We start from the raw sequence: 26,324 nt of genomic DNA, 5'->3' as shown, positions 1-26,324 counted from the left end.
GGCCGGTCCGTACCCCGGCCGGCGCCGTACAACCTACCCGGGAAGGGACGTTCGCGACTGCGCTTTCGCCATGCCGGAGCGGACTTCGGTGACGCGGCGATGCGGAGGAGTCGCGCACGGTGCGCGAAGGCGGGGTCAGCCGTCGGTGGGCGGCGCCGGGTCGCGCCGGGACCAGCGGCGCAATACCTCCGTGTACGGGTTGACCGGAAGCCAGGAGATCGCGTCCCGGGCGCTCTGTTCGTAGCTTTCGGCGAGTGCCCGCGCGTCGGCCGCCGCGCCGGTCGCCTCGACCAGCGCGCGCATGCGGGTCAGCGCGATCTCCGGGTTGCGCTCGTGCAGCAGCGCGTGACGGATCGCGGCGCGCTGGTCGAGGGTGCCGCGCTCGTGGGCGAGCAGTACCGGAAGGGTCGGCCGGTGGTTGCACACGTCGCTGTCGGCGGGCTTGCCCATCGTCGCGGCCGAGGCGTCGGCGTAGGGGAGCAGGTCGTCGCGGATCTGGAAGGCAAGGCCGACATGGCGCCCGAACGCGTTCAACGCCTCCACCGCCGCGTCGTCCCCGCCGCCCAGGATCGCCCCCACCCGGCACGACGCGGCCAGGAGCGCCCCGGTCTTGCCGCCGGCCATCGTGAGGTAGTCCTCGACCGGGCAGTCCAGGTCCCCGGCGAAGCCCAACTCGTCGAACACGCCCTGGCACATCGCGTATCCGCCCTCGGCCTGGGCCGCCATCGCCCGTGCGATCCGCTCGGGCGACACCCCGTTGCGGGCACACTCGGCGAGGGTGCGGAACCAGGTGAAGTACAGGCTGCTGCCCGCGATGATGGCCCGCTCGGGGCCGTACGCCCGGTGTACCGCGGGCCGGCCGCGCCGCTCCTCGTCGGCGTCGATGATGTCGTCGTGGACCAGGCTCCCGGTGTGCACGCACTCCATGCCGACCGCGGCCGGCAACGCGTGCTCTACCTCGCCGCCCACCGCCAGCGCCGCGTACATCACCAGCGCGGGCCGCAGCAACTTCCCGGTGGGCAGCAGCGCGTAGCGGTGCACCGCGGCCATCCCGTCCGCGTTGCTCGGCCAGCGGCGGGCGAACTCGGCGGCCAGCACGGTCGGTACGTCCACCACCGGGCGATCGCACACCTCGTACGGGGCGAGTGCGGGTGCCAACGCGCCTGCCGTGCGGGCCCGTTGGCTCGGGCGACGTTTGTGCGGTGCCGGTGCCGTGTGCCCTTTCTGCGTTGCCTGTGTTGTCGAGGAAACCTGCGGTGTCGTCTCGGTCACGGCTTGCGAACCCCCTGTGTCGCCCCCGGACGCCGCCTCGCGACGCCGAGGCGCGGTGGGGGCGACGCATGATGCGGACGCTCGACGGCGCCCGGATCAACCCAACAGACCTCGACCGGTCACCGACAGTCGAGTGCGGAAGCACCACTGCGGCGTGCGTCCACCCCGAACGGGGATCCCGTGCTTCCAGTCCCCACCATCGCGTGGTTTCGCGGCGGTTGCGACCCGGGGGGCGTCAGCGATACGCGCTCAACCCGTCGGCCAACTCGGCACGATCGCCGTCGCGGAGTGCGGACAGCGCCTGCTGCAACGCGAACGTGCCCCGGATCGCGGCGACTCGGGCCAGGGTGTCGGCGTCGCGCCGGCCCATCCGGTCGAGGATGTCCACGACGAGCGCGTCGCCGTGGGTGGCGGCGATCGCGGCGAGGTCCTCGGCGGGATCGCCGAGCGAGACCTCGTCCCAGTCCAGGACCCCGCTCAGCCGCGGCGTGCCGTCGACGCTCGTCCACAGCAGGTTGTCGCCGCCGAGGTCGCCGTGCACCAGGGCGGAGACCACGGGGGACAGGGCCTGTACGGCGGCGAGTTCGGCGTCGGCGCGGACGCGGCCGGTCGGCGACATGAGGGGGTACAGCTCGGCGCGGACGTCGCCGGCGAAGACGCTCCACGCGGTGGGCGCGACCACTTCGGTCGTGTCGGTGGGAAACGCCGCACGTACTTCGGGGTGCGCGGCGGCTCGGGTCAGGGCGGTGAGCAGGGTCGCGTACTGCGCGGCGGCACCGGAAGGTACGGCCGCGTCCGGGGCGAGCGGAACGCCCGGGAGCCGGTCCAGCAGCAGGTATCCCGGATTATCGCCCGTGCCGAGCAGCCGCGGAGTGCGTACGCCGAGCGACAACCCGCTCAGCAGCCGGATCAGCGCGGCGCGCCGGGGCAACCGCCGTTCGGCCGCGTCGGTGCGGGCGAAGCAGACCACTCGCGACGCGCCCATCACCACGTCGTGGAACTGGCCCTGACGCACCGTCAACGCGGCCGGGGGGTCGGTGGGCAACAGGCGGGCCAACAGCGCCGCGTGTCGGGTCGCGATGCGGTCGGCCGCGGGCCGGCCGCCGTGCTCGTCCTCGGTCACGATTTCCCCTTCGTACGTGTGTCCCGGCCACCCGAATCATCGCGTCGGCGAGGCCGGCCCGGCCACCGGGGTACCACGTCCCACCAGCGGTGACGAGCGCGCGGTGGGCCGGTAAACCGGTTCGTGGGCTCCGGTCGGCGTGGAATCCTGACGGGCATGTCCCCTACGAGTGATCACGGTCGGGTACGGCGGAGCTACGATGTCGTGGCGGAGGAGTATCGAGAGCGGATCGGCGACGAACTCGCCCACAAGCCGCTGGATCGCGCGCTGTTGAGCGCGCTGATCGAGCAGAGCGACCCCGACGCGCCGATGGCGGACGTGGGTTGCGGTCCCGGGCACATCACCGGATGGCTCGCCGAGCGCGGGGTGCGGGCGGTCGGGATCGACCTCTCGCCGGCCATGGTGGCCATCGCCGAGCGCGAGCACCCGAAGGCGCGGTTCCGCGAGGGCGACTTCCTGCATCTGCCCGCGCCCGACGGCGAGTTCGGCGCGGCGATCGCGTTCTATTCGATCATTCACCTCGACGCCGGTGAACTGCGCCCCGCCTTCGTCGAGTTGCACCGCGTGTTGCGTCCCGGCGCGCAGTTGCTCTTGGCGTTCCACCTGGGCGTCGAGGTGCGGCACCTGGCGCAGTGGTGGGGGCGGGAGGTCGACGTGGACTTCCACTACCTCGAAATCGAGGCGGTGGTCGAGCAGTTGACCGCGACGGGCTTCACCCTGGAGGCACGGCTGGAGCGCTCGCACTATCCGCAGGAGGCCGAGACCCGGCGCGGATATCTGCTGGCGCGGCGGACCGCGTAGCGGTCGCGCCGCCACCGTAGTACCCGACGTCGGCCGGTTCAGCCGGGCGCGATCGCGTGTTCGACCGCACGCCCGACGGCCGCTTCGCGGACGCGGTCCGACTGCTCGACGACCGGATCGTGCACGTCGCCGACCCGAGCGTGGACCCGGACCGACCGAGCCTGCTGGTACGTCCCGACGGCATCGTCATCTGGGCCGCGCACGAGGCGGACGAACCGGCCGCCGCCACAAAGCGATTCGCCAAGGCCAGGCTCTACTGGGCCGGCACCCACCGACGGACCTTTTCGAGGCTGCCCCGAGCCCGCTCCGAGCCCGAACCCGGGCTCCGGACGGGCTCGTCGGCGGGGGCGGACCGCTCAGACCGCGACGGTCTCCCCGGCGGGCGCGGCGTCCCGCTCCCGCGAGGGCGGATCGGTGGGGCGGCCGGGCAGGAGCAGGCACAGGGGGATGGCCGCGGCGGTGAACGCGGTGGCCCACCAGAAGGCTTCGCCGAATCCCGAGGCCAGCGCGGCCGGCGTGTGGGCGTCGGCGGAGGCGCGCTGCAGGATCATCGCGAGCAGCGCGGTGCCCGCCGAGCCGCCGATCTGCTGGGCGAGGCGGCTGATGCCCGAGCCCTGGGGGATCTCCTCCGGCGCGAGGCCGATGTAGGCGGCGCCCAGGATCGTGGTCATCGCGCCACCGAGCCCGACACCGCGCACGAACAGCACGGCCATCAGCACGATATTGCTGGTGGAGGCGGTGACGAAGGCGAACGGCACGGTAGCCGCGCAGGCGAGGGCGCACGCGACGACGGCGACGGGGCGGGCGCCGAAGCGGTCCATGTACCGCCCGGCGAGCGTGCGCGAGACGAGGGTGCCCACGCCCTGCGGGATCAGGAGCAGCGCGGCGTCGAGCGCGTCCGCGCCGCGTACCTGCTGCCAGTACAGCGGCAGCAGCAACATCGTGCCGTACAGGGACGCGCCGGACAGGAACACCAGCACCGACGACGAGGCCAGGGCGCGGTGGCGGAACAGGCCGACGTCGACCAGGGCGTGCGATCCGCGCCGCAGCGCCCAGCCGAGGTAGCCGAGCAGGAGGGCGAGCCCGGCGGCGAGGGGCAGCCATACCGTGGGGTCGGCCGGCCCCTGCGAGCCGCCGATCCGGGACAGGCCGTAGATGACGGCGGCGACGCCGGGCGAGAGCAGCAGCATGCCGACGACGTCGAGCCGAGGACGGGAAACGGGCCGGTCCCGCGGCAGGTTGCGGGCGGCGAGGTAGGCGCCGACGACGCAGAAGGGCACGTTGAACAGGAAGATCCAGCGCCAGTCGCCCAGATGCAGGATCACGCCGCCGAGCACCGGGCCGAGTATCGGCCCGAGCGCGGTGGGCACGGTGATCAAGGCCATGACCCGGCCGATGTTGCGGCCCTTGGCGGCCTGCATGATCAGCGTGGTCATCAGCACCATCATGATGCCGCCGCCGAAGCCCTGGACCACCCGGAAGGCGATCAGGCTCGGCGCGTTCCAGGCTGCGGCGCACAGCAGCGAGCCGACGAGGAACACGCCGAGTGCCGCGATCCACAGGCGTTTGCCGCCCAGGGTCGCCTGGAGCCAGCCGACGGCCGGCATCACGGTGGCCAGGGCCAGCAGGTAGGCGGTGCTCACCCACTGGACGGTGGACACCGAGGCGTGCATGCGCCCGGCGAGGTCGTCGATGGCGACGCTCATGATCGTGGCGTCGAACATGACCGCGAGCGCGCCGATGATCAGGGTGAAGGTCAGGCGCCGCAGCGCGGGGTCGATGCGGTCGGGGTTCGCGGGTCCGGTGGATCCGGTGGGGTTGGTGGGATCTGCGGCGGCGGGTGGCGACTGAGCGCCCGAGGCGGTCATGGACGACTCCTTAAGAAAGGCTCTCTATCTTACGATCGCCAGAGTAGGGCGCCGCGATAAGATAGGCAACCTATCCAACGAGGAAGAGCAGGAGATCGCGGATGACCGAGCGGCGCCGCGGGGCGGCACTGGAGAAGGCGCTCCTGGACGCGGCCTGGGCGGAACTCACCCTCCACGGCTACGCCAAATTCACCATGGACGCCGTCGTCAAGCGCGCCGGTACCAGTCCGCCGGTGCTGTATCGCCGCTGGTCGGACCGCGACGAACTGGTCCGGGCCGCCATCGCGCACACCATGAAGGAGGCTCGCCTGGCGATCCCCGACACGGGCAGCCTGCGCGAGGACGTGCTGACCCTGATGCGTGAGATCAACGAGACCCGGGCCGAGTTGGCCACGATCGTGATCGCACACCTGGCAGCCCACTACCAGGCGACCGGAATCCGCCCCGGCGACATCACCGACCCGCTCGTGACCGGTCGCAAGGAGGCCGTCGACGTGCTCTTCGACCGGGCCGTGGAACGCGGCGAGATCGACCCGGGCCGCCTCACCGAGCGGATCAAGTCCCTACCGTTCGACCTGCTGCGCCACGAATTCCTGACCACCTTCGCCGCCGCCCCCGACCGCGCCCTGGAGGAGATCGTCGACGAGGTCTTCCTCCCCCTACTGACCGGCGACGCCGACGACCGGGCACGTGCCGGTCGGGTGTAGGGCGTCGAGGATCAGGGTCAGGCCGAAGGTGAATTCCTGGGTCGGGTCGTAGTCGGGGGTTCGGGCCAGTTCCGTGGCCAGTTCGGTCAGGTGTGGGTAGGTGTCGGCGGGGAGGTCGTGCAGGAATTCGTCGGTGATCTCGGTCAGGTCCGCCGCGCCGTTAAGCGGCAGGCTCAGTTCCTGGATGACGTAGCCGTAGACGTAGCTGTCGATCAGGGACACGGCGTGCGCGGTCATCGGAATGGAGAAGCCCGCCGTGCGCAGCGCGCCGACGACGGCGTCGTGGTGGCGCAGCGTCGCGGGGCCCGGGTGGGCGCGCGAGTCGAGGAGGGCCACCGCCCAGGGGTGGCGGCGCAGTGCCGTGCGGGCCGAGGCGGCCCGCTGGTGCATCGCGGTTTTCCAGTCGGTGCCGGGCGACGGTAGCTCGATCTCGGCGAAGACCGCGTCCACCATGCCGTCCAGGACATCCTCCCGGCCGGTGACGTGGTGGTAGAGGGACATCGCCTCCACGCCCAGGGGTTCGGCGATGGCCCGCATGGTGAGGGCGGCCGTGCCCTTTTCGTCCGCCACCGCCATCGCCGTGGCGATCACCCGCTCGCGACTGAGCGGCGTGCGGGTCGACCGGTCGCGGCGGCGCTTGGCTGCCTCGCTCATGCACCCCTCCCTGTTTCCTTGTTCGTTGCCGTTGACCACCTTACGACATAAGGCTAACTTGCCTTACAAGATAAGGTAGGAATTCCGGAGAAGGGCTGCGCCATGGGTACGGAAGGCATGAGGAAGATCTGCGTCGTCGGGGCCTCGGGCAAGCTCGGGCAGTACATGGTTCGGCAGTGCCTGGAGCGCGGCTACGAGGTGGTCGGCGTGTGCCGGGAGCAGAGTGTGCCGAAACTGGCCGCGTTCGAGGGCCGGATGACCGTCGTTCCCGGGCCCACGAACGACCCGGACGTGATTCGGCGGGCGGTCGACGGGTGCGACGGGGTGCTGACCGTGCTGGTGCCGTGGGGTGTGCGGCAGTACGCGTCCGGTACGGCGCAGGCGGTGCTCGACCACGCCCGACCGGGCGCGCGGCTGGTCTTCTCCTGCGGTTGGCACATCACGCGCGACGGCAAGGACCGGTATTCGCGGCTGTTCATCCTGGGCGTGCGGATCGCCGCCGTGCTGGGCAGGCTCGTGCGGGCCGTGCAGATCGACGACCAAGTCGAGGCGTGTCGGCGGGTGTTCGACAGCGACACCCGATGGACGGTGGTGCGTGGCAGCACCCTGAAGGAGGGGGAGAGCGAGGGCCTGCCCGTGTGGAGCCGGCACGTGGGCGACCCGGTGCTGGCCAGTGACCGCACCCGCCGGGTGGACTTCGCCCTGTTCATGGTGGCGGCGCTCACCGACGACGAACTCGTCCAAGAGGCCCCGGCGATCGTCGGCTGCCGCACCCCCAGCGCCCTCGCCCATGCGCGAGGCCCGGCGTCGGGCGGGTGAGCGCGGTCAGTTCGTACCGACCTGCCGACACCCGCACCCGCAACCCCCGCCGCCACGCCCGAAGCCGACCCGCTCGGGAATGGTACGACCCGGTGGCCCACCGGGGTCGTCCGATGCCGGCCGGGCCGGCGGGCGGGTCAGACGGGCTCCGGAACCAACATCAGTCCCCTGGGGCTGGGGATGGGTTCGCGCACGGACGTGCCCACCCGGGTGTCGGGTTGCAGGGTCATGCGCCACGAACTGCCCACCGCCACCAGCGTGGCCAGCATCTCGGCGATGGCGAAGTTGTCGCCGACGCACTTGAACCGGCCGCCGCCGAACGGCACGAAGGAGTGCCGCGGCGGCTTCCAACCGCTGTCCGGGAGCCAGCGCTCCGGGGAGAAGGCCTCCGGGCGGCGGCAGAAGCGCGGGTCGGTGTGCAGGGAGTGCTGGCTGTACGCGGTATCGGTGCCGCTCGGCATCATGACCTCCCCCAACTCCACCGCGGCCGTGGTGCGTTGCGTCACCAGCTGCACCGAGTGCAGGCGCATGGTCTCGTACATCACCGCCCGCGTGTACGGCAGCGCCCGCGGATCGGCCGCCTCCGGCACGGCGCCGCCCGACGCGGCCGACTCGGCGACCCCGGCGATCTCGGCGAGCATCCGCCGCTCCGCCCCCGGGCGCCGGGCCAGGTGGTACCACGCCCAGGACAGTGTGGTCGGGACGTTCGCCACCCCGCCGATCAGCATGGCGATGACCTCGTCGCGGATCAGGTCCTCGGCCAACGGCCGCCCCGTGTCCGGGTCGTGGGCGGCGAGCAGGCACGCCACCACGTCGCCGCCGCCCTGCGGGGACTGCTCGCGGCACGCGGCGACGGCCTCGCCCACCGACGCGCGCATCCGGGCCATGGCCTCGTCGCCGCGCCGGACATACGGCAGCGGCAGCCGATCCACCACCTTCGGCAACATCGGCCGCTCCACCGCCGCCCGCTCGATCACCGGCAACACCTCGTGCAACCGGTCCAGGACGCCGTCGGGCATACGGTTGGAGAACAGGGTCTCGGCCGTCACGGCCACCGAGAGGACCTTCATCTCCTCCAGGACGTCCACCGGCCGACCCGGCTTCCAGGCGGCGCACAACTCCCGCGTGCGCCGATGGATCGAGGTCAGGTGCCGCTCGATGTGCGCCGGGGTGAACGCCTTTTGGATGACCCGCCGTTGGCGGTGGTACAGCTCCCCGTCGGAGGTGATCACGCCGTGCCCCAGGAGCGGGATCATACGTTCGAACTGTTTGCCCCGGCCGAAACTGCGGCCCTTGGACGACTGCACCTGATGGACCAGAACGGGATCGGTCACCACGTATAGCGGCGCGGTGCCCAGTCTGATCCGCACCAACGGCCCCACCCCGGGCAGGGATTCGAGAAAGCGCAGCCGCTGACGGGCCAGGCGGTGGAGGTGTCCTACGCCGGGCAGAGCGCCCGGTGCGGTGGGTACGTCCTCGATGGAATGCACACGCCATCCCTTCACGTCGGGCCAGGCTGCCGGTGACCCCCACCACTGTGCCGAGGTGATCGCCGGTTCGGCAGGGTGCACCCGACCGGCCTTCCCGCGCCGTGCATTCGCTACCTCGCACGCCCTTACGGGCCGTGCCGGGCGACCGCTAAGCATGAAACGGCGAGCACGCGGACCGCTCCCGAAACCCTGCGCACTCCCGCCCTCGCCTGCTCCGCCACCGGCAACACCAAGGAGGGCTTCATGACCACCCTCACCCCACCCGGCGTCCCACCCGTGGCCGGCAGGGTGCTCCCGATCCTCGGGCACACCCTGCCCATGTGGCGCGACCCGATGGCGTTCCTGCTGGAGCAGCACGCCGTCGCCCCGGTCGTACAGCTGCGGCTCGGCCCGAAGGTCGCCTACCTCATCACCCGGCCCGACCTGGTCCGCAAGGCGCTGGTCACCGAGCAGCACCGGTTCGACAAGGGCGGCCCGTTCGTCGACGCCGCCCGCACCCTGATCGGCGACGGCCTCGGCACCTGCTCCGCCGCCGACCACCGCTACCAGCGGCCCCTGATGAACCAGGCGTTCCGCCAACCGAGTATCGTCTCCTACACCCATGCCATGACCGAATGTGTGCAGGACGTGCTCGACGCGTGGCAACCGGGCCAAGTCGTCGACGTATGCCGGGAGATGCGCCTGCTCGCGTGCCGGGCGCTGACCCGCACGCTGTTCTCCGATCCGGCCCAGGCACATCTGACCACCCGGATCGAAGCGGCGTACACCGTGCTGATGCCCGGCATGTGGTGGCAGATGGTGATCCCCGTCGCCCTCGTCCACAAGGCGCCGCTCCCGGCCAACCGCCGCTTCGAAAAGGCCCGGATCCAGGCCCGTTCGCTGATCAAGCGCATGGTCGAGGCGTACCGCGTGCGCGGCGCCGACCCGGCCGACGGCCTGTCCACGATCATGGCCGCCGAGGACGAGCGCGGTCGTGCGTTCACCGACGACGAGGTGTGCGACCAGATCGCCACGTTGATGATCGGCGGAATCCCGGCCACCGCAGACCTGTTGGCGTGGACCTTCGGCGTGCTGGCGCACAACGCCCCGCTGGAGCAGAGCCTGCACGACGAGGTGGACGCCGCACTGGGCGGCCGGGTGCCCGGCTACGACGACATCCCGCGCCTGCCCCTGCTGAGCCGGGTCCTGACCGAAACACTGCGCCTGTACCCGTCGGTGTCGGTGCTCAGCCGCCGGGTCACCGACTACATCACCCTCGACGGCATACACCTGTGCCCGGGCGACGAGGTGATGTTCAGTCCCTACTGCCTGCACCGGGACGCGAGCGTGTTCCCCGACCCCGAACGCTTCGACCCGGACCGCTGGTTGCCGGGCGCGGGGACCCAGGCCCAGCGCGAGGCGTTCATCCCGTTCGGATCCGGCACCCGCAAGTGCATCGGCGACTCCTACGGCATCACCGAGGCCACCCTGGCCGCCGCGGGCATCATGTCCCGGGTCTCGCTGGCCCGGATACCCGGCGCCCCGGCGCCGAGGCCCCTGCTGCGCATGACGCTCTCCCCGGTCCCCCTGGAGTTGACGGTGGAGCCACGCGGTACGCGGACCCAGGCACCCGAGGAGGCGGCCGATGCACCGACCGACGAACCCGCGACGCTCCACTGCCCCGTCCACCCCGCCGACGGCGCCGACGCCACATCCCCCGACGCCGACTGACCCGGCGCACCCGGCGGCCCGGCTCACCGCGCCGCACCTGTGGTGCCCGGTCGAGCCCGCCCGCCACCCCGCCGAGCGCGAGGTGACCGAGCGTACGCTCGCGTGGATGCGCCGGTTCGGCTACATCACCACACACACCGAGGAAGTCGCCGCACGTGCCGCCCGGTTCGGCGAGCTGGGGGCGCTGACCTATCCGCACGGCGACCCGGAAGGCGCGGTACTGGCCGCGCAGTTGATGGTGTGGCTGTTCCTCCAGGACGACCGCTTCTGCGAACTGGCCCCCGCGCAGGGCCGGATCGAGGACCTGGCCGAGCACATCCTGTGGTCCCAGCGCGTCCTGCACGGCCGGACGAGAGTGGTGCCCGAGCCGTACCTGGAAGCCCTGATCGATCTGCGCACCAGGGTCGCCCGCATGGCCGTGGACGCGGAACAGGTGGAGCGCTTCGCCGACGGCTTCAACCGCTACCTGGGGGCGGTCGCGGCGGAGGCGATCTTTCGGGCCCGCGGCATCACCCCGAGCCTGGGGCAGTACGTGCGGCTGCGCGAGTCCACGATCTTGATGCGCGGCATGTGCTTCGTCGTCATCGAACTGGCCGACGACTGCTACCTGCCGGGCCCGATCTGGGCCGCCCGCGAGGTGCGCCGCTGCGAACAGGCCGCCGCCCGGGCCATCGCGTACACCCACGACATCCTCTCCGGGATGCGCGAGTTGTACTGGCCCGGCCACACCAACCTGATCACCGTGCTCGCCGAGCACTTCCACTGCCCCCTCGACGAGGCGCTGCGCAGGGCGGTGTACATGTACGAGGACCAGATGCGCCGCTTCGACCGACTGGCCCGCCCCCTCCTGGAATCGGGCGACGCCCGCCTGGCCCGATATGTGCGCGGGATGGGCGCGTGGATCCGCGGCAACCGCGACTGGTCCATGAACTGCGGCCGCTACCACGTCACGTCCCCACAACCACCCGGGAGCCTGCCCTCGCTCTTCGGCGCCTGAACCGCGTTTGCCAGGGTTGCCGGTGACGATGTCGGAGCGATCGGCAATCATGTGAGGCGGCCGTAGTCTGCGACCGGTCGAGCCCGCCGCAGGGAGGCGGGCAGGCGGCCCGGTCCCTACCGAAGACCGGGCCGTCCGGCGGTCGCCCGCGAGCCGAACCGACCGCCGGGGGCCACCCGTTCGCTCCTCAGGCCACCAGCACGCGGTCGGCTCGGAGCAGGGCGGCTATCTCGACGCAGCGGCGGGTTTGGATGCGGGCCAGGTCGAGGGACAGCAGGGTCGGGTCGTCCGTGGCGGATGCGCGGGCGGTGAGTTCGGTGCGGGTGGCGATCGATCGGCGCGGGTGGGCGTCGTCGTCCGTCGGGGACTGGGGGCGGATGATCGCGAAGCTGCGCATCAGGCCGCCGTGGCGGGTGTCGGGGGCCGGGGTGGTGACGAACACGCCGAAGACCTGCTCGCAGGATCGCCGCTGCCAGGAATCGCGCATGTCCCGGGCGGCCGCGTCGGTCGCCGACGCGGTTGCCGAGCGGGTGAGGCGGTGCAGCAGGGCGACGACGTCGCCGTCGCGTGCCGGTGCGCCCAGGATCACCACGTCGGGCCAGGTCAGGTCGCCCACCGTGGCGAGGGGGTCGGCCTTGGTCCCGTCCCGTGGCGCGGCCGGTTCGGCCTCGGGCAGTCTGCGCAGCCGGATCTCGGCACCGGTGTTCCAGGCGACCGCGGCGACCGCGTCGGCCAGCGCGCGTACGCACGTGTCGGTGTCGTGATAGATCACGGTGACCTTGATGCTCATGTCGTCTCCCCGTAGCGGATGTCCGGAAAAGCCGGTGCCTTTCCGATCTGCCGGCCAGTTCATGATCAACCGGCACGCGTACGGTGTGCCGGCCACTTCACGCTAGGCGCGGCTACACCCTCGTGCTGATGGCCGTTCACGCCACGAAGCGGACTCCCCGCGCCACCCCCCGGGCCCGCTCGTCCGCCGACCGCCGGCGCCGCCGCCTCGACCGCGGTGAGCGGCTATCACGAACGGATCGGATCCGGGCACCCGCGTGGGCTACCGTCACTGTGCCCGGTCCACCGGACCCCCGACCCCGCCCCGCCGACCGCACCGAGGAGAGCCACCGATGGCGTTGGACCCGCTGGACAGCCGGATCATCACCGCGCTCATCGAGGACGCGCGTTCGACCTACGCCGAGATCGGCACCCGGGTCGGCCTGTCCGCGTCCGCGGTCAAGCGCCGGGTGGACCGCCTCCTCGCCACCGGCGTGATCACCGGCTTCTCCGCGTCGGTCGAACCCGCCGCGCTCGGCTGGACCACCGAGGCGTTCGTCGAGCTGTACTGCGTCGGGCGTACCTCGCCCAGCGAGATCGGGCGCGCGCTGGCCAAGTTCCCCGAGGTGGTCTCGGCCAGCACCGTCACGGGCGACGCGGATGCGGTGGTCCACCTGCTCGCGGCCGACGTACAACACTTCGAGCAGGTCCTGGAGCGGATCGCCGCGGAGCCCTTCGTGGTGCGCTCGAAGAGCTGTGTCGTGCTTTCCCGGCTGGTCAGGCGCAATGGAACGACGTGGCAGGGAGTGGAGACGCAATAGATCGCCACGAACGCGCATGATCACGCTCTTGGCCGGATCGCACACCCGTACGTAGGGTTTGAGCTGCCGGTGCGGACCCCCGGCGCCCCGAATTCCGTCGTCGCGACCCCGCCGCCCCCGCGCGGGGACGCCGCGCGATCGCGCCGAGAGAATGCCGAGCACCGCCATGCCGACGCCGAGCACCCCCACGCCCCTGTCCATGCACCGGTACGACCCCGCGCTCGCCGACCTCGTCTTCGACTACATGCGCGAACGGCTCGCCCTGGACCCGGTCCCGCTCGACCACCCCGGCCGCAAGGACAAGCTCGACCGCGCGCTCGACGGCCTGATCGGCGCGCGGGGCAACGACCCGGGCGAGGTGCTGGCGATCTACGCCGACCAGCTCGCCCCGGCGGTCATCTCCTGCGACAGCCCGCGCTTCCTCTCCTTCATCCCGGCCGCGCCGACCAAGGCCGCGCTGCTGTTCGACATGGTCGTCTCGTGCGCGTCCCTCCAGGGCATCTCGTGGCTGGAGGCGGCCGGCGCGGTGGCCGCGGAGAACCAGGTGCTGCGGCTGATCGCCGACCTGGCCGGACTGCCCGCGAGCGCCGGCGGCTGCTTCGTCAGCGGCGGCTCGGCGGGCAACCTGTCCGCGCTCGTGGTGGCCCGGGACATGGGCCGGCGGCGGACCGGGACCGGCGCGCGGGACCGGCTGCGGATCGCGGTCAGCGACCAGGCGCACTCCTCGATCGGCAACACGCTGCGGATCATCGGCATGGACGCGCTCGTGGTGCGGACCACCGACCACCGCCTCACCGCCGAGGCGTTGCGCGCCGCGCTGGACGCCGACCCCGAGGCGCACGACGTGGTCGGCGTGGTGGCCACCGCCGGCACCACCAACGCGGGCATCATCGACGACCTGGCCGGGATCGGCGCGGTGGCCCGCGAGCGCGACCTGTGGTTCCACGTGGACGGCGCGTACGGCGGCGCCGGATTGCTCGCGCCGAGCGTGCGGGCCCGCTACGACGGGATCGAACTCGCCGACTCGTTCGTCGTCGACCCGCACAAGTGGCTGTTCGCGCCGTTCGACTGCGCGGCGCTGATCTACCGCAACCCGGGCCCGGCCCGCGGCGTGCACACCCAGGACGCGTCCTACCTCGACGTCCTGCACACCGACGCGCCCGAGGAGTGGAACCCGACCGACTACGCGTACCACCTCACCCGGCGCGCCCGCGGCCTGCCGCTGTGGTTCTCCCTCGCCGTGCATGGCACCGACGCGTACACCGAGGCCATCGAGACCGCGCTGACCCTGGCCCGGGACACCGCCGAACTGATCCGGGCCACCCCCGGACTGGAGCTGATCCGCGACCCGGAGCTGTCCGCGGTGCTGTTCCGGCGCACCGGTTGGGGCCCGGACGACTACCTCGACTGGTCCCGCCGCCTGCTGGCCGGCCAGGTCGGTTTCGTCACCCCGACCGGTTGGGAGGGGGAGACCGTGGCCCGCTTCGCGTTCCTGCACCCGGGTACCACGATGGCGATGGTCGAGGACATCCTGGCCACGATGAGGTAACGCAGTGCGGCCTGCCGCTCGCGCGTTCGGGTCGCCGTGGCCCAGACTGGAAGCCGATGGGACGGCTTCGGGGGCCGGGCGCCCGATCGGCCTCGGGGCCGGAGAGGACAGGCGTGGCGCTGGACGAGTACGCGGACCCGCCGATGATGGTGCCGGAGTTCGACGCCGTGACCGGCGCGGTGGCACGACTGGTGGGTACACGCGCGGGGGATGTGCGCGATGTCGGCGCCTACGCGGTGTTGCAGGGCCTGCTCGACGGCACGCCGGCGGCGGTGGGGGTGATGAGCCCGACCATGCGCTACCTCTATGTCAATCCGGCGCTGGCCCGGATGAACGGCCTGCCGGCCGAGGTGCACCTGGGCCGCACCATCGGCGAGGTGCTGCCCGACCTGGACGCGAAGGAGGACGTGCTCCGGGCGGTGCTGCGCGACGGCGTGCCCCGCGAGGCCACCTCCTCCGGGACCACGCACGCGGGCCCGCCCGGCCGCCGCTGGTGGCACGGCGCCTACCACCGCCTGGAGCACGAGGGCGAGGTGGTCGGTCTGGCGGCCGTGCTCCTGGAGGTGTCCGAGTCCCGGCGCACCCAGCTGGAGCTGGACGCGGCCCGGCGCCGGCTCGCGGTCCTGGACGCCGCCGCCACCCGGGTCGGCACCACCCTCGATCTGGTCGAGACCTGCGAGGAGTTGGCCGAGCTGTTCGTCGCCGAGCTGAGCGACGTGGCCACGGTGGACGTGTTCGCCGTCGAGGGCGCCAACGGCACCCCGCACCAACCGCTCGACCTGGTCCGGATGTGGCGCGCCGCGCTCTCGCACCGGCCCGGCATGGCCGAACAGGCGGCGATCCTGCGCCAACCCGGCGAGAACGTGGACTACCAGCAGGGCTCGATGGTGCCGCGCGCGCTCAGCGAACGCAGCCCCGTGGTGGTCAACCGGGCGGCCGACGAGGAGATGGCCCGGCAGGTGTCCAGCCCGGACCGGCTCGCGGTGTTCCGCTCGGTGGGCCTGCACTCGGTGGTGGCGCTGCCGCTGGTCGCCCGGGGCAGTGCGATCGGCATGGTCACCATGTCCCGGCACGGCGCGGCCGACGAGTTCTCTCCCGAGGACGTGATCCTGGCCCGCGACCTGGCCCGGCGCGGGGCGATCAGCGTGGACAACGCGCGCCGCTACGCGCACGAGCACGACATCGCGCTGGCCCTGCAGCACGCGCTGCTCGCCGCGCCCGACGCGCCGCACCCGGACATCGAGCTGGCCTCGCGGTATCGGCCCGCGGGCAGCAGCGTCGAGGTGGGCGGCGACTGGTACGACGCGGTCGCGCTGAGCGGGGGCCGCACCCTGCTCGCGGTCGGCGACGTGATGGGACACGGCGTGCAGGCGGCCGTGGAGATGAGCCAGTTCCGGGCGCTGCTGCGGGTACAGGCCCGCTCCGACCTGGAGCCGCACGAGATCCTGGCCGCGGTGGACCGCACCAGCACCAAGGCGGGTATCGAACGGGTGGCCAGCTGCCTGCTGGTCCTGGTCGACCCGGCGACGGACACGGTCACCTTCGCCAGCGCCGGCCACCTGCCGCCGCTCCTGGTCGGCCCGGGCGACGCGGCCGAACTGGTCGACGTGCCGGTCGGACCGCCGCTGGGCACCGGCTTCGGCGGCTACGCCTCGGTACGGCGCCGCAGCGATCCGGGCCGGGTCCTGGTGATGTATACCGACGGTCTGGTCGAGCGTCGGGGCGAGGACATCGGCGAGTCGTTGCAACGACTGACCCGGGTGGGACTGACCGCGGAGACTCCGCTGGTGCGCCTGGTGGACACGGTGATCGCCCGGATGATCACCGACAAGCCGGAGGACGACATCGCGGTCCTGGCCGCCCGAAGACGCCCGGCGGCCCCCGGCGGATCGGCCGCGGGTCGCTGACCGGCCGGGCGTAACCGGTGCGCGCCGGGCGTCAGTTCGGGTCGGCGGCCCGGCGGGTCCAGGTGTGCCGGGTGCCGGTCACCGTGACCCGCCGGCGGGCTTCCCCGGGCGGCGTCGGGGCGGGCGGGGTCGGAATCAGGCTGCCCGCGATGGTGTCCTCGAAGCGGCGGCGGACCGGGCCCCAGCGGGCGTCGTGGCGCGCGGCCCGGGCCTGGGCGCGGCGCAACTTTCGCGGGCGGTCACGGTAGCGTCGGCGGGCCCACGGCGAGCCGGGGCGGGCCAGTCGGATCGCCGCGACGATGTTGACGATCGGGATGAACACGCCGATCACGCCGGTAGCGACCTTGCCCTTGGCGAAGGTGACCGCGGCCATGGCGAGGTCCAGGAGCAGCACGATCACCCACACCACCCGATCGTCGACGCTGTCCCCCTCGGGCTTCGCGTCGAAGGGCACGAATCCGCTCGCCGCCAGGCCGACCGCGGCGATCGTCAGCACGGTGGCCTCGATCGAGATCCGGCCCTGCTCGGACCAGTACACGTCGGCCAGGTGCACGATCATCCCGAACTCGTCCAGGACCAGCCCCGCGCCGATCCCGAGCAGCACCCCCGCGACCGCGCGGCCGACCAGGTATTCGCCGGACCCGACGCCGACGAAGCCGCCGATCAGGGCGAGCACGATGCCCGGGACCACGTGGTGGATGTGCACGCCGCCGCTGTCGAGGTTGCGGAACGGGCCGCGCCCGGCCCGGATCAGCCGGGTGATGGTGCGCGTGATCAGGAAGGTGAGCAGCAGCGACGCGAACGCCAGGGTCATCGGCAGCCGGCCCTCGCGGATCATGGTGTCCTGCCACCATCCGGCCAGTTGCGGGTGGGTGGTGTGCGCCGCCGGCATCGGCCCTCCTCCTCGGTGTCCGTGCTCCGGTTCCCCCTGCGGACCGGGCTACCGACGCCGATCAGGTGAACCGGGGGCCGCCGGCGCGCGGCGCGGTGACCAAGTGGGCGGGCCCTCGTTGGGCGGGACATGATCAAGCGCATCACCGCCGCCGCTCTGGCCGGCACCGCCCTCGCCGTGACCTTCGGCGCGTCCGCCGCCTCCGCGCAGGAGCCCACTCCGAACACCGGCCAGGTCGCCGGGGTGCCCCGTTCGGTCTATCCCGACGGCCTCAACAACCTGAACCACGTCAACCAGCTCGCGGGCACGCTGCCGCTGTAGGCGCGTCGTCCGCGTCACGGGCGGGCGTGGTGTCCCGGTCCGGCCCCGAGCGGGGACATCACGCCTCCGGACGCGGCGGGCTCACTCGTCGTCCAGGGCGCGGCGCAGTTCCTCGCTCTCGCGGTTGGCGGCGGCGAGGTCGTCCATCATCCGCCGGGTGCCCTCGGCCACGCCCGCGTCCCAGATGCGGCGTACGAGAGCGTTCGCGCGATCCTGGGGCAGATCGGTCTCGCGCATCAGTAGCTCGGTCAGCTCGATGATCGGGTGTCTGGGGTGCATAGCCCCAGAAGACCCGTCCTTGCGGTGCCCCGCACCCGGGCACGGCCGGTCGGGGGAGCGACCCGACGTGCCGGTCGGAGGAGGTTCAGGGCTTGAGGTGGCTCCAGGACTGCGGGTGGGTGGTCAGCCAGCCGGCCAGGTTCTGCGCCGGGCGGCCGGTGAGCATCGGTACCGCGTTGGAGACCTTGCTCATCTCGCCGGTCGCGATCGCCTCGTAGGAGCTCACCCAGCCGGCCATCTCCCAGGCCGGCGCGTTGTAGCGGGCGCGTGAGGCGTACGCCTCGTCGCGGGTCTCGGGTACGTAGCCGATCGGCCGGTCGGCGAAGCGGGTGAGCACCGCCGCGGCCTCGGCCAGGGTGATCGCCTCGGGGCCGGTGAGGTCGTAGGTGAGGTCGTCGTGCGCGTCGCCGCCGAGCAGGACCGCCGCCGCGGCGTCCGCGATGTCCGCGTGCGCCACCGCCGAGACCCGGCCGTCGCCGGCCGGGCCGCGGATGATGCCGTCGGGTCCGACCATCGCGGGCAGCCCGGCCAGGTACAGGCTGTCGCGCAGGAAGGTGTGCCGCAGTCCCGAGTCGCGGATGTGCTGCTCGGTGTGCCAGTGGTCGCGGGCGAAGGTGAAGGTGGCGTCGGGGGCGGCGCTCAGGAAGGACACGTAGACGATGCGGTGGACCCCGGCGGCGACCGCGGCGTCCACGACCGAGATGTGCTCGCGGACCCGATCGGCGCTCTCCCGGGCGGAGACCAGGAACAGTACGCTCGCGCCGTCCAGCGCCCGGCGCATCGCCTCGCCGTCGGCGTAGGTCGCCGGCGGCGCCGGGGTCGCGCCGCCCAGTTCGGGCAGTCGGGACGGATCACGTCCCACCAATCGTTGCGTCGCGCCGGCCTCGGCGAGCCGCCGGGCGACCCGGCCGCCGATCTGCCCGCTCGCTCCGGTGACCGCGATGACTGGTGCCATGACTGCGTCCTTTCCCGACTCGCGCGATCGGGCCCGGCCCGGCCGCTCGGCCACCGACCCTACTGCGCGGTTGCCGCTCTCCCGCCGAACCACGCCCATCCGGCGCGCCCGGTTCAGCGCACGTCGCCGAGCGGGCCGAGCATCAGGTCCAGGACCGGGCGGGATCGGTCGAACGCCTGGTGCGCCTGGTCCGGGTAGACGGCGGCCAGGCCCGCCGCGACCACCACGAGGAGCAGCAGGAGCAGCCCCTGTCGGGCGGCCCGGCCGACTCGGCGCACCCCGCCCGGGTCGACGCGCTCGCCCGGGATCGTGTGCTCTGCGGGGATCGTTCGCTCGAGCAGGTCGTCCCGCAGCGTCGTCGCGCCCCGTCGTGCCGCCTGTATGCCCGCGTTGCCCGCCATGTCCGCCCTTCCCCCCACACCCCGCGCGTTCGCGGGTCGTCGGAAGGGACGGACCGGGAGGGGGCGATGGTTCGTCGCCTTCCGGGTTGTCACCGCGTCGGAACCGATCCGTGACCGACGGGGCGCGTCACTCGTCCCACCAGCGGTCGCCCCGCTCGCGGCGATTGGCCACGATCGCGGCGAACGGGGGGATCGCCATCGCGACGATCGTCATGCCGGCGGCGGCCGGGAACGACCAGCGGTAGACCACCGTGCCGGCGAGCAGGAACAGCACCAGGCACACGCCCATCATCACGAAGTAGCGCTTGCGGCGGCGGCGCTGGGACGGGACCGGCCCGTTCGGGGTGGCACCCCCGGGACCCGGGCCGCCCGGGTCGTTGGTGCTCATGCCTTCACGGTACGACTTGTCGCGGCAAGACGACGGGACGCCGCGACGGCCGCCACGGTGGGCCGATGCCCGGGAGTTACCAGGAATGACAATATTGGTATAGACCTCTGGGGTGGGGAAGGTGTTCACTTGCGCTCAGGCGGGACCGCGGGTCCGTGCCGATCGCCGGAAAGGAATCAGTCGCCATGACGACCGTCTCCCCTCCGCACGTCGGCGCGCCGGTCGCCTACCTGCGGTGCTACCCGCGTGACCCGTGGGAGATGGCCGCCCACCGCAACGCGCTGACGGCGTACGCGCAGGGCATCGGGCTGAGTCGGCCGGTGGTGTGTCTGGACAACGGCGTCTCCTCGCGCGAGGAACGACCCGCCCTCGAACAACTGCTGGCCCATGTGCTGGCCGGCGCGGTCCGCATCGTCCTGATCCCCGGCCTGTGGGTCTTCTCGCTCGACCCCGAGCGGGCCCGCGCCATCGCGGATCGGTTCATCAGCGCCGGCGCCCAGATCATCGACCTCCCGGGCCGCTGGCACGAGCACGAGGGACGCCGCGTCGCGAGGTGGTGAGGCGATCGGGGCGGCGCCGGAACCGGCCCCGCCCCGATCGCCGCCTCAGCCGGTTACCACCGCCCGCACCGCCTTGGTGACCTCGTCGGCGCGGGTCGTGATGTCGTCCACGCGGGCGGTCTGCGCGGCGAGTTCGGTGCGGACCTGTTCGTCCCTGATGCTGTTGAGGTTGACCTCGATGTTCACCCTGGACGTGGTCGCCGCCGCCCGCGCCGCCTCGACCGCCGCGGCCACGTCCGTGATCACCGTCCGATTCGCGATCGGCAGCAGTTTCTCGGCCAGTTCGACACACGCCGAGGCCAGGACGATCACCTCGGCCGGCGGCTTGGCCGCGCCGACCAGCGCGACGGCTACGGTCGCCGACCGGTCGGAGACCTCCTTGGCGGTCTCCCGGGGCAGCTTGTACGCCTCCGTCACCGCGGTGAACGCGGCCGCGTCCGCCTCGGCCAAGCGCAGTGCCATGGCCCGCAGTTCGTCGGTCAGCGAGATCACCTCGGCGATCGACGTGGCGTGCTCGGTGTACTGCTCGCCCGTGGTGTAGCGGGCCACCATCCCGAGCAGCGCGGTGGCCTGCGCGACGTGCAGCGCGGCCGCCGCGCCGCCGCCGGGCGCCGGCACCCGGTCGGCGAGCCGGGCCAGGAATTCGCCGATCTTCTCGTCCCGCATGGGAGTTCGTCCTTTGCTCGGGGGGCGACTGCCGCATGTCCGGGAATCCTCGCACGAATGTGTGCCGAGCTCGGTGCCGGCGGCAACCCTCGCGCGGTCAGTGTGTCGAGCCCGCCGCCGACTCCGCCACGCGGAGCACGATCGCGGTCGCGTTGTCGTGGCCGCCCGCGTCCAGGGTCGCGGTGAGCAGACGCTCGATGATCCCCGCGGGCGCCCCCGGCGCGGCGAGCAGTCGGCCGAGCGTGCGGTAGTCCACCTGTTCGGCGACGCCGTCGGTGCACAGCAGGTACACGTCGCCCGACCGCAACGTCACGTTGAGCACGTCCGGTTCGGGCCGACCCGGGTGCCCGAGATAGCGGCCGAGCCGATAACGCGCGGCGGCGGCCTGCGGCGAGTCGGCCGGGTACCAGCCGTAGACGGCGCCCAACCACGCCTCGGTGTGATCCACCGTCAGCAACTCGAGGTATCCGGCCCGCAGGCGATACACGCGCGAATCGCCGATCTGGACCAGCCACGCGGCGCCCTCGGGGTCGCTCGCCGCGCCCGCGTCGGCGACCAGCGCGGTGAGCGTGCAGCCGGTGACCCCGTCCAGGTCGCGGGCCGCGGCCAGCACCCGGTCCTGGACGGCGGCCACGCCCGCCCGCAACGCCGCCGGGTCCGCCGCGCCGCCCCCGTGCACGGCGCGGCGGACCGTCTCGGTGAACCCGGTCATGGTGATCCGTCCGGCCGCCGTGCTCCCGGGCCCGTCGCCCATGCCGTCGACCACGGCGGCCAGGCGCAGGTCCGGGTCCAGGCCGAACACGTCGAAGTTGGCCCGATACCGGGTGCCGACCACGCTGCCCGCCGCCGCGAGCACCCGCGCCGGGCCCGCCGTGAAACCGACCCCGCCCGCGGCCCCCGGGTCCTGCCGGCGTCGTTCGAACATGAGCGGCCCCCTTCGCTCCGATTGGCGTACCGTGGCACGCTATCGGGCGATCAGACCACCGTGCGGAAATGTGTGGTGAGCCGGCCGGCGTCGTCCAGGATGTGGAACGCGAGCGCGGGCGGGATGTCCACGTCGACGAACGGCGCGTCCTCGTCGGCGCGCTCCCACGGCAGGTTGACGGTGGAGACCACGCCCGGGGCGACGATCAACGGCTTGCCGGCGAACGTGGTGGCCGCGGGCGTGTGCGCATGCCCGCACAGCAGTCCGGCCACGTTGGGCCGATCGGCGACCACGGCGGCGAGGCGCTCCGCGCCGAACTGGCGGATCGCGTCGATGGTCGGAATGCCCAACTCCACCGGCGGGTGGTGGAAGGCCACGAACACCGGTACGGAGGACGGGGTTTCGTCCAGCACCCCGGTCAACCAGGTCAGCGTCTCGTCGGCGATCAGGCCGTCGTCGCGGCCCGGGATCGACGAGTCGCACAGCGCGTACACCGCGCGCTCCGTGCGATGCACCCGGTTGATCGGGGCGTCGTCGGCGGGCTCGTCGAGCAGCCCCTTCCGGAAGGGCCCGCGTACGTCGTGGTTGCCGGGCAGGATCAGCAGCGGGTGCCGGGACGCCAACACCGCGCGGGCCTCGTCGTATTCGGCCGGCAGGCCGCGGTCCACGATGTCGCCGGTGACCAGGACCGCGTCCAGGTCGAAGGGGAGCGTGTTCAGGTGCTCCATCGTCGCGCGGGTGCGCTTGGCGGCCCGCCGGCTGCCGTCGAGGTGGGTGTCACTGAGATGCGCGAACACGATCATCGGGCGGGTCCTTGAGGGCGAGGGGAAACGTTGTTCCGGTGTAGCCGGTCGTGATGACGTAGACGCTACGCGGGCCACCGGACCAGGGTTAAGATCCAGTGAAATGCCGAAGGATTGGTCCAGTTTCGTGGGCGCGGTGGGCGCGGTGGGTGAGCCGGACGGCGCGGGCGCGGCGGCCGGTGGGCCCGGCGCGGGCGGTGTGGCCGCCGCGATCGACCTGCACGTCGACGTGGACACCGCCGAGGGCCGCAGGGTCGGTCTGGAGCGGGCCCTGCGGGCGGCGATCCGCGGCGGGCGGCTGGCGCCCGGTGCCGCGCTGCCGTCCACGCGCGGGCTCGCCGCCGACCTGGGCTTCGCGCGCGGGACGGTCACCGCGGCCTACGATCAGCTGGTCGCCGAAGGATTCCTGATCGCCCGTCAGGGAGCCGCCACCCGGGTCGCAGACCTGCCCGGGCCGGCCGGACCGGAGACCTCACACGGCGCGCCGGAGGCCGGCGCGCCCCGGTTCGACCTGCGCCCCGGCCTGCCGGACGTATCGGCCTTCCCGACCGCCGCGTGGCTGCGCGCCACCCGCCGGGTGCTCACCACCGCCGCGCCGCTCGCGGTGCACGGCGTCGGCGATCCGCAGGGCCGGCTCGAACTGCGCACCGCGCTGGCCGAACACCTCGGCCGTACCCGAGGCGTGCTGACCACGCCCGATCGCATCGTGATCACCACGGGCTTCTACCAGTCGATCGGGCTGCTCGCGAGCGTCCTGGCCGAGGCCGGGGTGCGTGCGGTGGGGATGGAGGACCCCGGGCACAACGTGTATCGGGACGTGATCCGCCGCGCCGGGCCGGCGGTGGTGCCGCTGCCCGTGGACGCCGAGGGCGCGCGCTTCGAGCGGCTGGCCGATCCGGCGCTGGGCGCGGTGGTGTTGACGCCGGCGCACCAGTATCCGACGGGTGTGCCGTTGCGCCCCGGACGCCGACACCAGGTGTGCGCGTGGGCGCGGGCGAGTGGCGCGTTGATCGTCGAGGACGACTACGACGGCGAGTTCCGCTACGACCGGCAGCCCGTCGGCGCGTTGCAGGGCATGGCGCCGGAGCATGTGGCGTATTGCGGGTCGGTGTCCAAGACGTTGGGACCGGGGCTGCGGCTGGCCTGGCTGGCCCTGCCCGGACACCTGGTCGAACCGGTGGTGCGGGCCAAGCACCGGGCCGACTGGCACACCCAGGGGCTGGGCCAGTCGGTGCTGGCGGATCTGCTGAACCGGCACGACTACGAGCGGCACGTGCGCGCGGCCCGGCTGAGCTATCGCCGTCGACGGGAACTGCTCGTGCGCCGCTTCGGCACCGAATGGGCGGCTTTTGGGCGGGAGTTCCGCGGTGTGCCGGCCGGGCTGCATGTACTGATGACGCTGCCGCCGGGCGGCCCGGACGAGGATCTGGTGCTCGCGCGTGCCGCGGCGTGCGGGATGGCGCTGCGCGGCGTACGGGAGTTGTGGCACGGGCCGGCCCCCGAGGAGGGCATCCTCGTCGGGTTCGCGGCCTCGCCCGGACACGCCTGGCCGGGCACCCTGGACGCGCTGGCGCAGGTGCTGCGGGCGCCGTGACCCGGGCACGCGCTCGACGCGCGCCATGCGTGCGCCCGGCGGGAAACGGTGACGCGGAAGATCCATGAGGTAACCCAGGGTGTCACATCCATGGAGCAAACCGGGGGTCGGCTGATACCTTGAAGCACGCGGACAAGGTACGGCTTTATTCATAAAGCGCCTTTCTCGTCCCCGAGATTCCGCCGGCTCGTGCTTCGGTTCGTTTTCTCCTGCCCCTTCCTGTTCGGCCCTCTGGCTCGACGTGCGGTTCGGCGTGGCGGTTCGACTTGCGACAGCAGGAGGCGGCTCGATGAACATTTCCGACGAGGAACGACGTGCCTTCACCGAGCACGATCTGCGCGTGTTGTCGACCCCGGACCAGGATGCCGACCCGGCCGCCGTACGCCTGGCCTGGGCGCACCTGGGCGACGAGTTGGGCCGGGCCCTGTGCGACCGGTACGAGCACGGGCCGAGCGCGCACGCGGAGCTGCTCGTACCGCCGGACCGCTGCCCGGCGCGGACCGCGATCGTGCTGCGCACACGGGCCCGGGACATCCGCGGGTGGGTCCTCGGGCATCGGGCGGCGGTGGGCCGGGCGTTCCGGGTGCTGGAGTCGGCGTGCCGGGGCGACGGCCGGCACCGCCGGACGGAGGCGTTGATCGCCCTGTCGTTGGCCGCCGGTCAGGCCCGCTGCCTGGGCAGCCGCCTCACTCCGCTCCCGATCCTCGTCCCCTCGCGGCCGGGCGCACTCGCCGAGGCCCTGGGCACCGCACTGGCCGACAGCGGCCGAGCCCTGGACGCCGCCCAGCAACGCCTTCGCGCATCGGCCGAGCCGGGCCGAACGATCCCTGCCGCGGCGGCCCTTGCGGCGGCGGGCTCCGCGGCCCGCCTCGCCTCGTGCCTGGAGGAGGAGATCCGCGCCGAGCCCATCGACGCCTCCGACACCGACCTGTCCCGGGTCGACCACCTGGACATTCCGGTGCTGGCGGGCGTCATCTGGTCCCGCACCACCGTCTGGCCGGACACCCTGGCCGCCCTGATCCGCTCCCACTCCAACCGGGTGGCGCCGGATATCTACCAGATCCGCAGGACCTACCCGTGAGCGCGCGCCGGCGGGTGAGGGTGTTTCACCGGGTCTGCGTCCAGTGGGCGGGGTGGGTGTAGGCGGCGGGCAGTTTGGTTCGGGGGTTGCCCTTGGCGGCGTCGAGTTGGGACTGGGTCAGGTAGAGGGCGTCGCGCAGGTCGGCGTCGCGCAGGTCCGCGTCGCGCAAGTCCGCGCCGATCACGTCGGCCAGGCGCAGGTCGGCTCCGCGCAGATCGGCGCCGATCAGGTACGCCCCGCGCAGGTTCGCGCCGCGCAGGTCGGCGCCCCCCAGGCGGGCCCCCATGAGGTCCGCGCCCCGGCGGTCCTTCCTGCGGCCCGGGACGGCCGCGCGGGTCAGTTCGCTCGCGCGCAGGAGCAGCGGGTTGTACCGCTGCCGCAGCGCCATGATGTCGACCCGCAGCAGGTCGGCGGGGCTGCCCAGGGTCAGCTGCTCGGTCTCGTCGTAGGCGGTGCCGAGGTCGGCGTGCACCGGGTGCGCGGCCGGCAGGGACAGTGCCTCGTTCAGGTAGCGCAGCAGTTCGTGAAGGTCACGCATGACCGGGAAGACCCGGAACATCTGCTGCGCGGTGTGCGGCGCCCGGCGCCAGTCCCGGCCGGCGTAGGTGACCTGGGCGACTTTCTGGCCCGCGCCGAAGCAGTCGTAGACGGTGCAGCCCGTGAAGCCGATCGTGCGCAGGCGGGTGTGTACGCCGCAGCCGAAGTCGTCGGTGCGCAGGTTCGGGCAGGGGCGGCCGGCGGGCTTGTCGATGGCGAAGTCGGCCGAGGCGGCGAAGGCGGGCGCGACGCAGCACAGCGCGAAGCAGTTCGCGCAGTCGGCGCGCAGGGCCTGGGCACGCGCGTCGACGAGGACCGGGTCGAGGCCGGGTGCTGCGGGTTCGCGCTGCTCGGGCACGGTACGGGGACTCCTGACCGGGTGGGGGAGCCGGGCGAGGGGGTCGCGGTCGGCTCGGGGCGATCCGTCCATTGTCCC

At 72.7% G+C, this 26,324-nt stretch carries 27 protein-coding genes; 12 read left to right on the top strand and 15 right to left on the bottom strand.

The window, feature by feature from the left end:
- Nucleotides 1-135: 135 nt before the first annotated feature.
- Complete coding sequence (locus ACH4XV_RS24315) at nt 136-1,158, bottom strand: polyprenyl synthetase family protein (protein ID WP_395793137.1); 1,023 nt, start codon at nt 1,156-1,158, stop codon at nt 136-138.
- Between the two features lie 349 nt (nt 1,159-1,507).
- The gene (locus tag ACH4XV_RS24310) at nt 1,508-2,395 is read right to left on the bottom strand and encodes a phosphotransferase family protein (RefSeq protein WP_395793135.1); all 888 of its coding nucleotides are present in this window, start codon (nt 2,393-2,395) and stop codon (nt 1,508-1,510) included.
- A gap of 156 nt (nt 2,396-2,551) precedes the next feature.
- On the opposite strand from ACH4XV_RS24310, the gene ACH4XV_RS24305 reads away from it, so the two are divergent.
- Nucleotides 2,552-3,196 carry a class I SAM-dependent methyltransferase gene (locus tag ACH4XV_RS24305; protein ID WP_395793133.1) on the top strand — a complete coding sequence of 215 codons (645 nt, stop codon included), beginning with the start codon at nt 2,552-2,554 and terminating at the stop codon, nt 3,194-3,196.
- 356 nt (nt 3,197-3,552) lie between these two features.
- On the opposite strand, the gene ACH4XV_RS24300 is transcribed toward ACH4XV_RS24305, so the two are convergent.
- A complete protein-coding gene (locus tag ACH4XV_RS24300) occupies nt 3,553-5,064 on the bottom strand; it encodes an MDR family MFS transporter (protein WP_395793131.1) in 1,512 nt (503 codons plus the stop codon).
- Nucleotides 5,065-5,165: 101 nt separating this feature from the next.
- Here ACH4XV_RS24300 and ACH4XV_RS24295 point away from each other — a divergent pair, with 101 nt between their 5' ends.
- Nucleotides 5,166-5,771, top strand: coding sequence for a TetR/AcrR family transcriptional regulator (locus ACH4XV_RS24295; RefSeq protein WP_395793129.1), 606 nt, complete (start codon nt 5,166-5,168; stop codon nt 5,769-5,771).
- Here ACH4XV_RS24295 and ACH4XV_RS24290 read toward each other — a convergent pair.
- Complete coding sequence (locus ACH4XV_RS24290) at nt 5,724-6,425, bottom strand: TetR/AcrR family transcriptional regulator (RefSeq protein ID WP_395793127.1); 702 nt, start codon at nt 6,423-6,425, stop codon at nt 5,724-5,726. The two genes, ACH4XV_RS24295 and ACH4XV_RS24290, sit on opposite strands and share 48 nt — an antisense overlap.
- A gap of 102 nt (nt 6,426-6,527) precedes the next feature.
- On the opposite strand from ACH4XV_RS24290, the gene ACH4XV_RS24285 reads away from it, so the two are divergent.
- Nucleotides 6,528-7,244, top strand: coding sequence for an NAD(P)-dependent oxidoreductase (locus ACH4XV_RS24285; protein ID WP_395793125.1), 717 nt, complete (start codon nt 6,528-6,530; stop codon nt 7,242-7,244).
- 137 nt (nt 7,245-7,381) lie between these two features.
- On the opposite strand, the gene ACH4XV_RS24280 is transcribed toward ACH4XV_RS24285, so the two are convergent.
- The gene (locus ACH4XV_RS24280) at nt 7,382-8,734 is read right to left on the bottom strand and encodes a cytochrome P450 (protein ID WP_395793123.1); all 1,353 of its coding nucleotides are present in this window, start codon (nt 8,732-8,734) and stop codon (nt 7,382-7,384) included.
- Nucleotides 8,735-8,977: 243 nt separating this feature from the next.
- On the opposite strand from ACH4XV_RS24280, the gene ACH4XV_RS24275 reads away from it, so the two are divergent.
- A complete protein-coding gene (locus tag ACH4XV_RS24275; protein WP_395793121.1) occupies nt 8,978-10,444 on the top strand; it encodes a cytochrome P450 in 1,467 nt (488 codons plus the stop codon).
- Between the two features lie 82 nt (nt 10,445-10,526).
- Nucleotides 10,527-11,441 (top strand): hypothetical protein, encoded by a 915-nt coding sequence (locus ACH4XV_RS24270; protein WP_395793119.1) that lies wholly within the window; start codon nt 10,527-10,529, stop codon nt 11,439-11,441.
- Between the two features lie 187 nt (nt 11,442-11,628).
- On the opposite strand, the gene ACH4XV_RS24265 is transcribed toward ACH4XV_RS24270, so the two are convergent.
- On the bottom strand, nt 11,629-12,231 hold the full coding sequence (locus ACH4XV_RS24265) for a hypothetical protein (RefSeq protein WP_395793117.1): 603 nt from the start codon (nt 12,229-12,231) through the stop codon (nt 11,629-11,631).
- Nucleotides 12,232-12,562: 331 nt separating this feature from the next.
- On the opposite strand from ACH4XV_RS24265, the gene ACH4XV_RS24260 reads away from it, so the two are divergent.
- From ACH4XV_RS24260 to ACH4XV_RS24250, 3 genes are all read left to right on the top strand, one after another.
- Nucleotides 12,563-13,030, top strand: coding sequence for an Lrp/AsnC family transcriptional regulator (locus ACH4XV_RS24260; protein WP_395793115.1), 468 nt, complete (start codon nt 12,563-12,565; stop codon nt 13,028-13,030).
- 166 nt (nt 13,031-13,196) lie between these two features.
- Nucleotides 13,197-14,579, top strand: a complete 1,383-nt coding sequence (locus ACH4XV_RS24255) for a pyridoxal phosphate-dependent decarboxylase family protein (protein WP_395793113.1) — start codon at nt 13,197-13,199, stop codon at nt 14,577-14,579.
- Between the two features lie 113 nt (nt 14,580-14,692).
- Nucleotides 14,693-16,486, top strand: a complete 1,794-nt coding sequence (locus ACH4XV_RS24250; RefSeq protein WP_395793111.1) for a SpoIIE family protein phosphatase — start codon at nt 14,693-14,695, stop codon at nt 16,484-16,486.
- A gap of 31 nt (nt 16,487-16,517) precedes the next feature.
- Here ACH4XV_RS24250 and ACH4XV_RS24245 read toward each other — a convergent pair whose 3' ends face one another.
- Complete coding sequence (locus ACH4XV_RS24245; RefSeq protein ID WP_395793109.1) at nt 16,518-17,378, bottom strand: hypothetical protein; 861 nt, start codon at nt 17,376-17,378, stop codon at nt 16,518-16,520.
- 129 nt (nt 17,379-17,507) lie between these two features.
- On the opposite strand from ACH4XV_RS24245, the gene ACH4XV_RS24240 reads away from it, so the two are divergent.
- On the top strand, nt 17,508-17,699 hold the full coding sequence (locus tag ACH4XV_RS24240; RefSeq protein ID WP_395793107.1) for a hypothetical protein: 192 nt from the start codon (nt 17,508-17,510) through the stop codon (nt 17,697-17,699).
- Nucleotides 17,700-17,780: 81 nt separating this feature from the next.
- Here the strand turns inward: ACH4XV_RS24240 and ACH4XV_RS24235 are convergent, their stop codons facing one another.
- The 4 genes from ACH4XV_RS24235 to ACH4XV_RS24220 all read right to left on the bottom strand — a co-directional run bounded on the left by ACH4XV_RS24235 (nt 17,781) and on the right by ACH4XV_RS24220 (nt 19,722).
- Complete coding sequence (locus tag ACH4XV_RS24235; RefSeq protein ID WP_395793105.1) at nt 17,781-17,978, bottom strand: hypothetical protein; 198 nt, start codon at nt 17,976-17,978, stop codon at nt 17,781-17,783.
- Nucleotides 17,979-18,063: 85 nt separating this feature from the next.
- The gene (locus tag ACH4XV_RS24230) at nt 18,064-18,933 is read right to left on the bottom strand and encodes an NAD(P)H-binding protein (protein WP_395793103.1); all 870 of its coding nucleotides are present in this window, start codon (nt 18,931-18,933) and stop codon (nt 18,064-18,066) included.
- Between the two features lie 113 nt (nt 18,934-19,046).
- Nucleotides 19,047-19,334 (bottom strand): hypothetical protein, encoded by a 288-nt coding sequence (locus ACH4XV_RS24225; protein ID WP_395793101.1) that lies wholly within the window; start codon nt 19,332-19,334, stop codon nt 19,047-19,049.
- 127 nt (nt 19,335-19,461) lie between these two features.
- On the bottom strand, nt 19,462-19,722 hold the full coding sequence (locus tag ACH4XV_RS24220; protein ID WP_395793099.1) for a DUF3099 domain-containing protein: 261 nt from the start codon (nt 19,720-19,722) through the stop codon (nt 19,462-19,464).
- A gap of 185 nt (nt 19,723-19,907) precedes the next feature.
- On the opposite strand from ACH4XV_RS24220, the gene ACH4XV_RS24215 reads away from it, so the two are divergent.
- Nucleotides 19,908-20,282: a hypothetical protein gene (locus tag ACH4XV_RS24215; RefSeq protein WP_395793097.1), complete on the top strand. Its 375-nt coding sequence runs from the start codon at nt 19,908-19,910 to the stop codon at nt 20,280-20,282.
- A 45-nt stretch (nt 20,283-20,327) separates the two neighbouring features.
- Here ACH4XV_RS24215 and ACH4XV_RS24210 read toward each other — a convergent pair whose 3' ends face one another.
- From ACH4XV_RS24210 to ACH4XV_RS24200, 3 genes are all read right to left on the bottom strand, one after another.
- Nucleotides 20,328-20,948: a cyclodeaminase/cyclohydrolase family protein gene (locus ACH4XV_RS24210; RefSeq protein ID WP_395793095.1), complete on the bottom strand. Its 621-nt coding sequence runs from the start codon at nt 20,946-20,948 to the stop codon at nt 20,328-20,330.
- Between the two features lie 97 nt (nt 20,949-21,045).
- Nucleotides 21,046-21,873, bottom strand: a complete 828-nt coding sequence (locus tag ACH4XV_RS24205; protein WP_395793093.1) for a PP2C family protein-serine/threonine phosphatase — start codon at nt 21,871-21,873, stop codon at nt 21,046-21,048.
- A gap of 50 nt (nt 21,874-21,923) precedes the next feature.
- Complete coding sequence (locus ACH4XV_RS24200; protein ID WP_395793091.1) at nt 21,924-22,676, bottom strand: metallophosphoesterase; 753 nt, start codon at nt 22,674-22,676, stop codon at nt 21,924-21,926.
- A gap of 103 nt (nt 22,677-22,779) precedes the next feature.
- On the opposite strand from ACH4XV_RS24200, the gene ACH4XV_RS24195 reads away from it, so the two are divergent.
- Together ACH4XV_RS24195 and ACH4XV_RS24190 are read left to right on the top strand one after the other, a co-directional pair.
- Nucleotides 22,780-24,270: a PLP-dependent aminotransferase family protein gene (locus ACH4XV_RS24195; protein ID WP_395793089.1), complete on the top strand. Its 1,491-nt coding sequence runs from the start codon at nt 22,780-22,782 to the stop codon at nt 24,268-24,270.
- Nucleotides 24,271-24,559: 289 nt separating this feature from the next.
- The gene (locus ACH4XV_RS24190; protein ID WP_395793087.1) at nt 24,560-25,351 is read left to right on the top strand and encodes a hypothetical protein; all 792 of its coding nucleotides are present in this window, start codon (nt 24,560-24,562) and stop codon (nt 25,349-25,351) included.
- 25 nt (nt 25,352-25,376) lie between these two features.
- Here ACH4XV_RS24190 and ACH4XV_RS24185 read toward each other — a convergent pair whose 3' ends face one another.
- Nucleotides 25,377-26,246: a pentapeptide repeat-containing protein gene (locus ACH4XV_RS24185; protein WP_395793085.1), complete on the bottom strand. Its 870-nt coding sequence runs from the start codon at nt 26,244-26,246 to the stop codon at nt 25,377-25,379.
- Nucleotides 26,247-26,324 lie beyond the last annotated feature (78 nt).

This window comes from Embleya sp. NPDC020630, from assembly GCF_044334985.1.
GTDB lineage: Bacteria > Actinomycetota > Actinomycetes > Streptomycetales > Streptomycetaceae > Embleya.
Note: the sequence above shows the minus strand (reverse complement) of the source record. Positions and strands in the feature narration are given on the sequence as shown.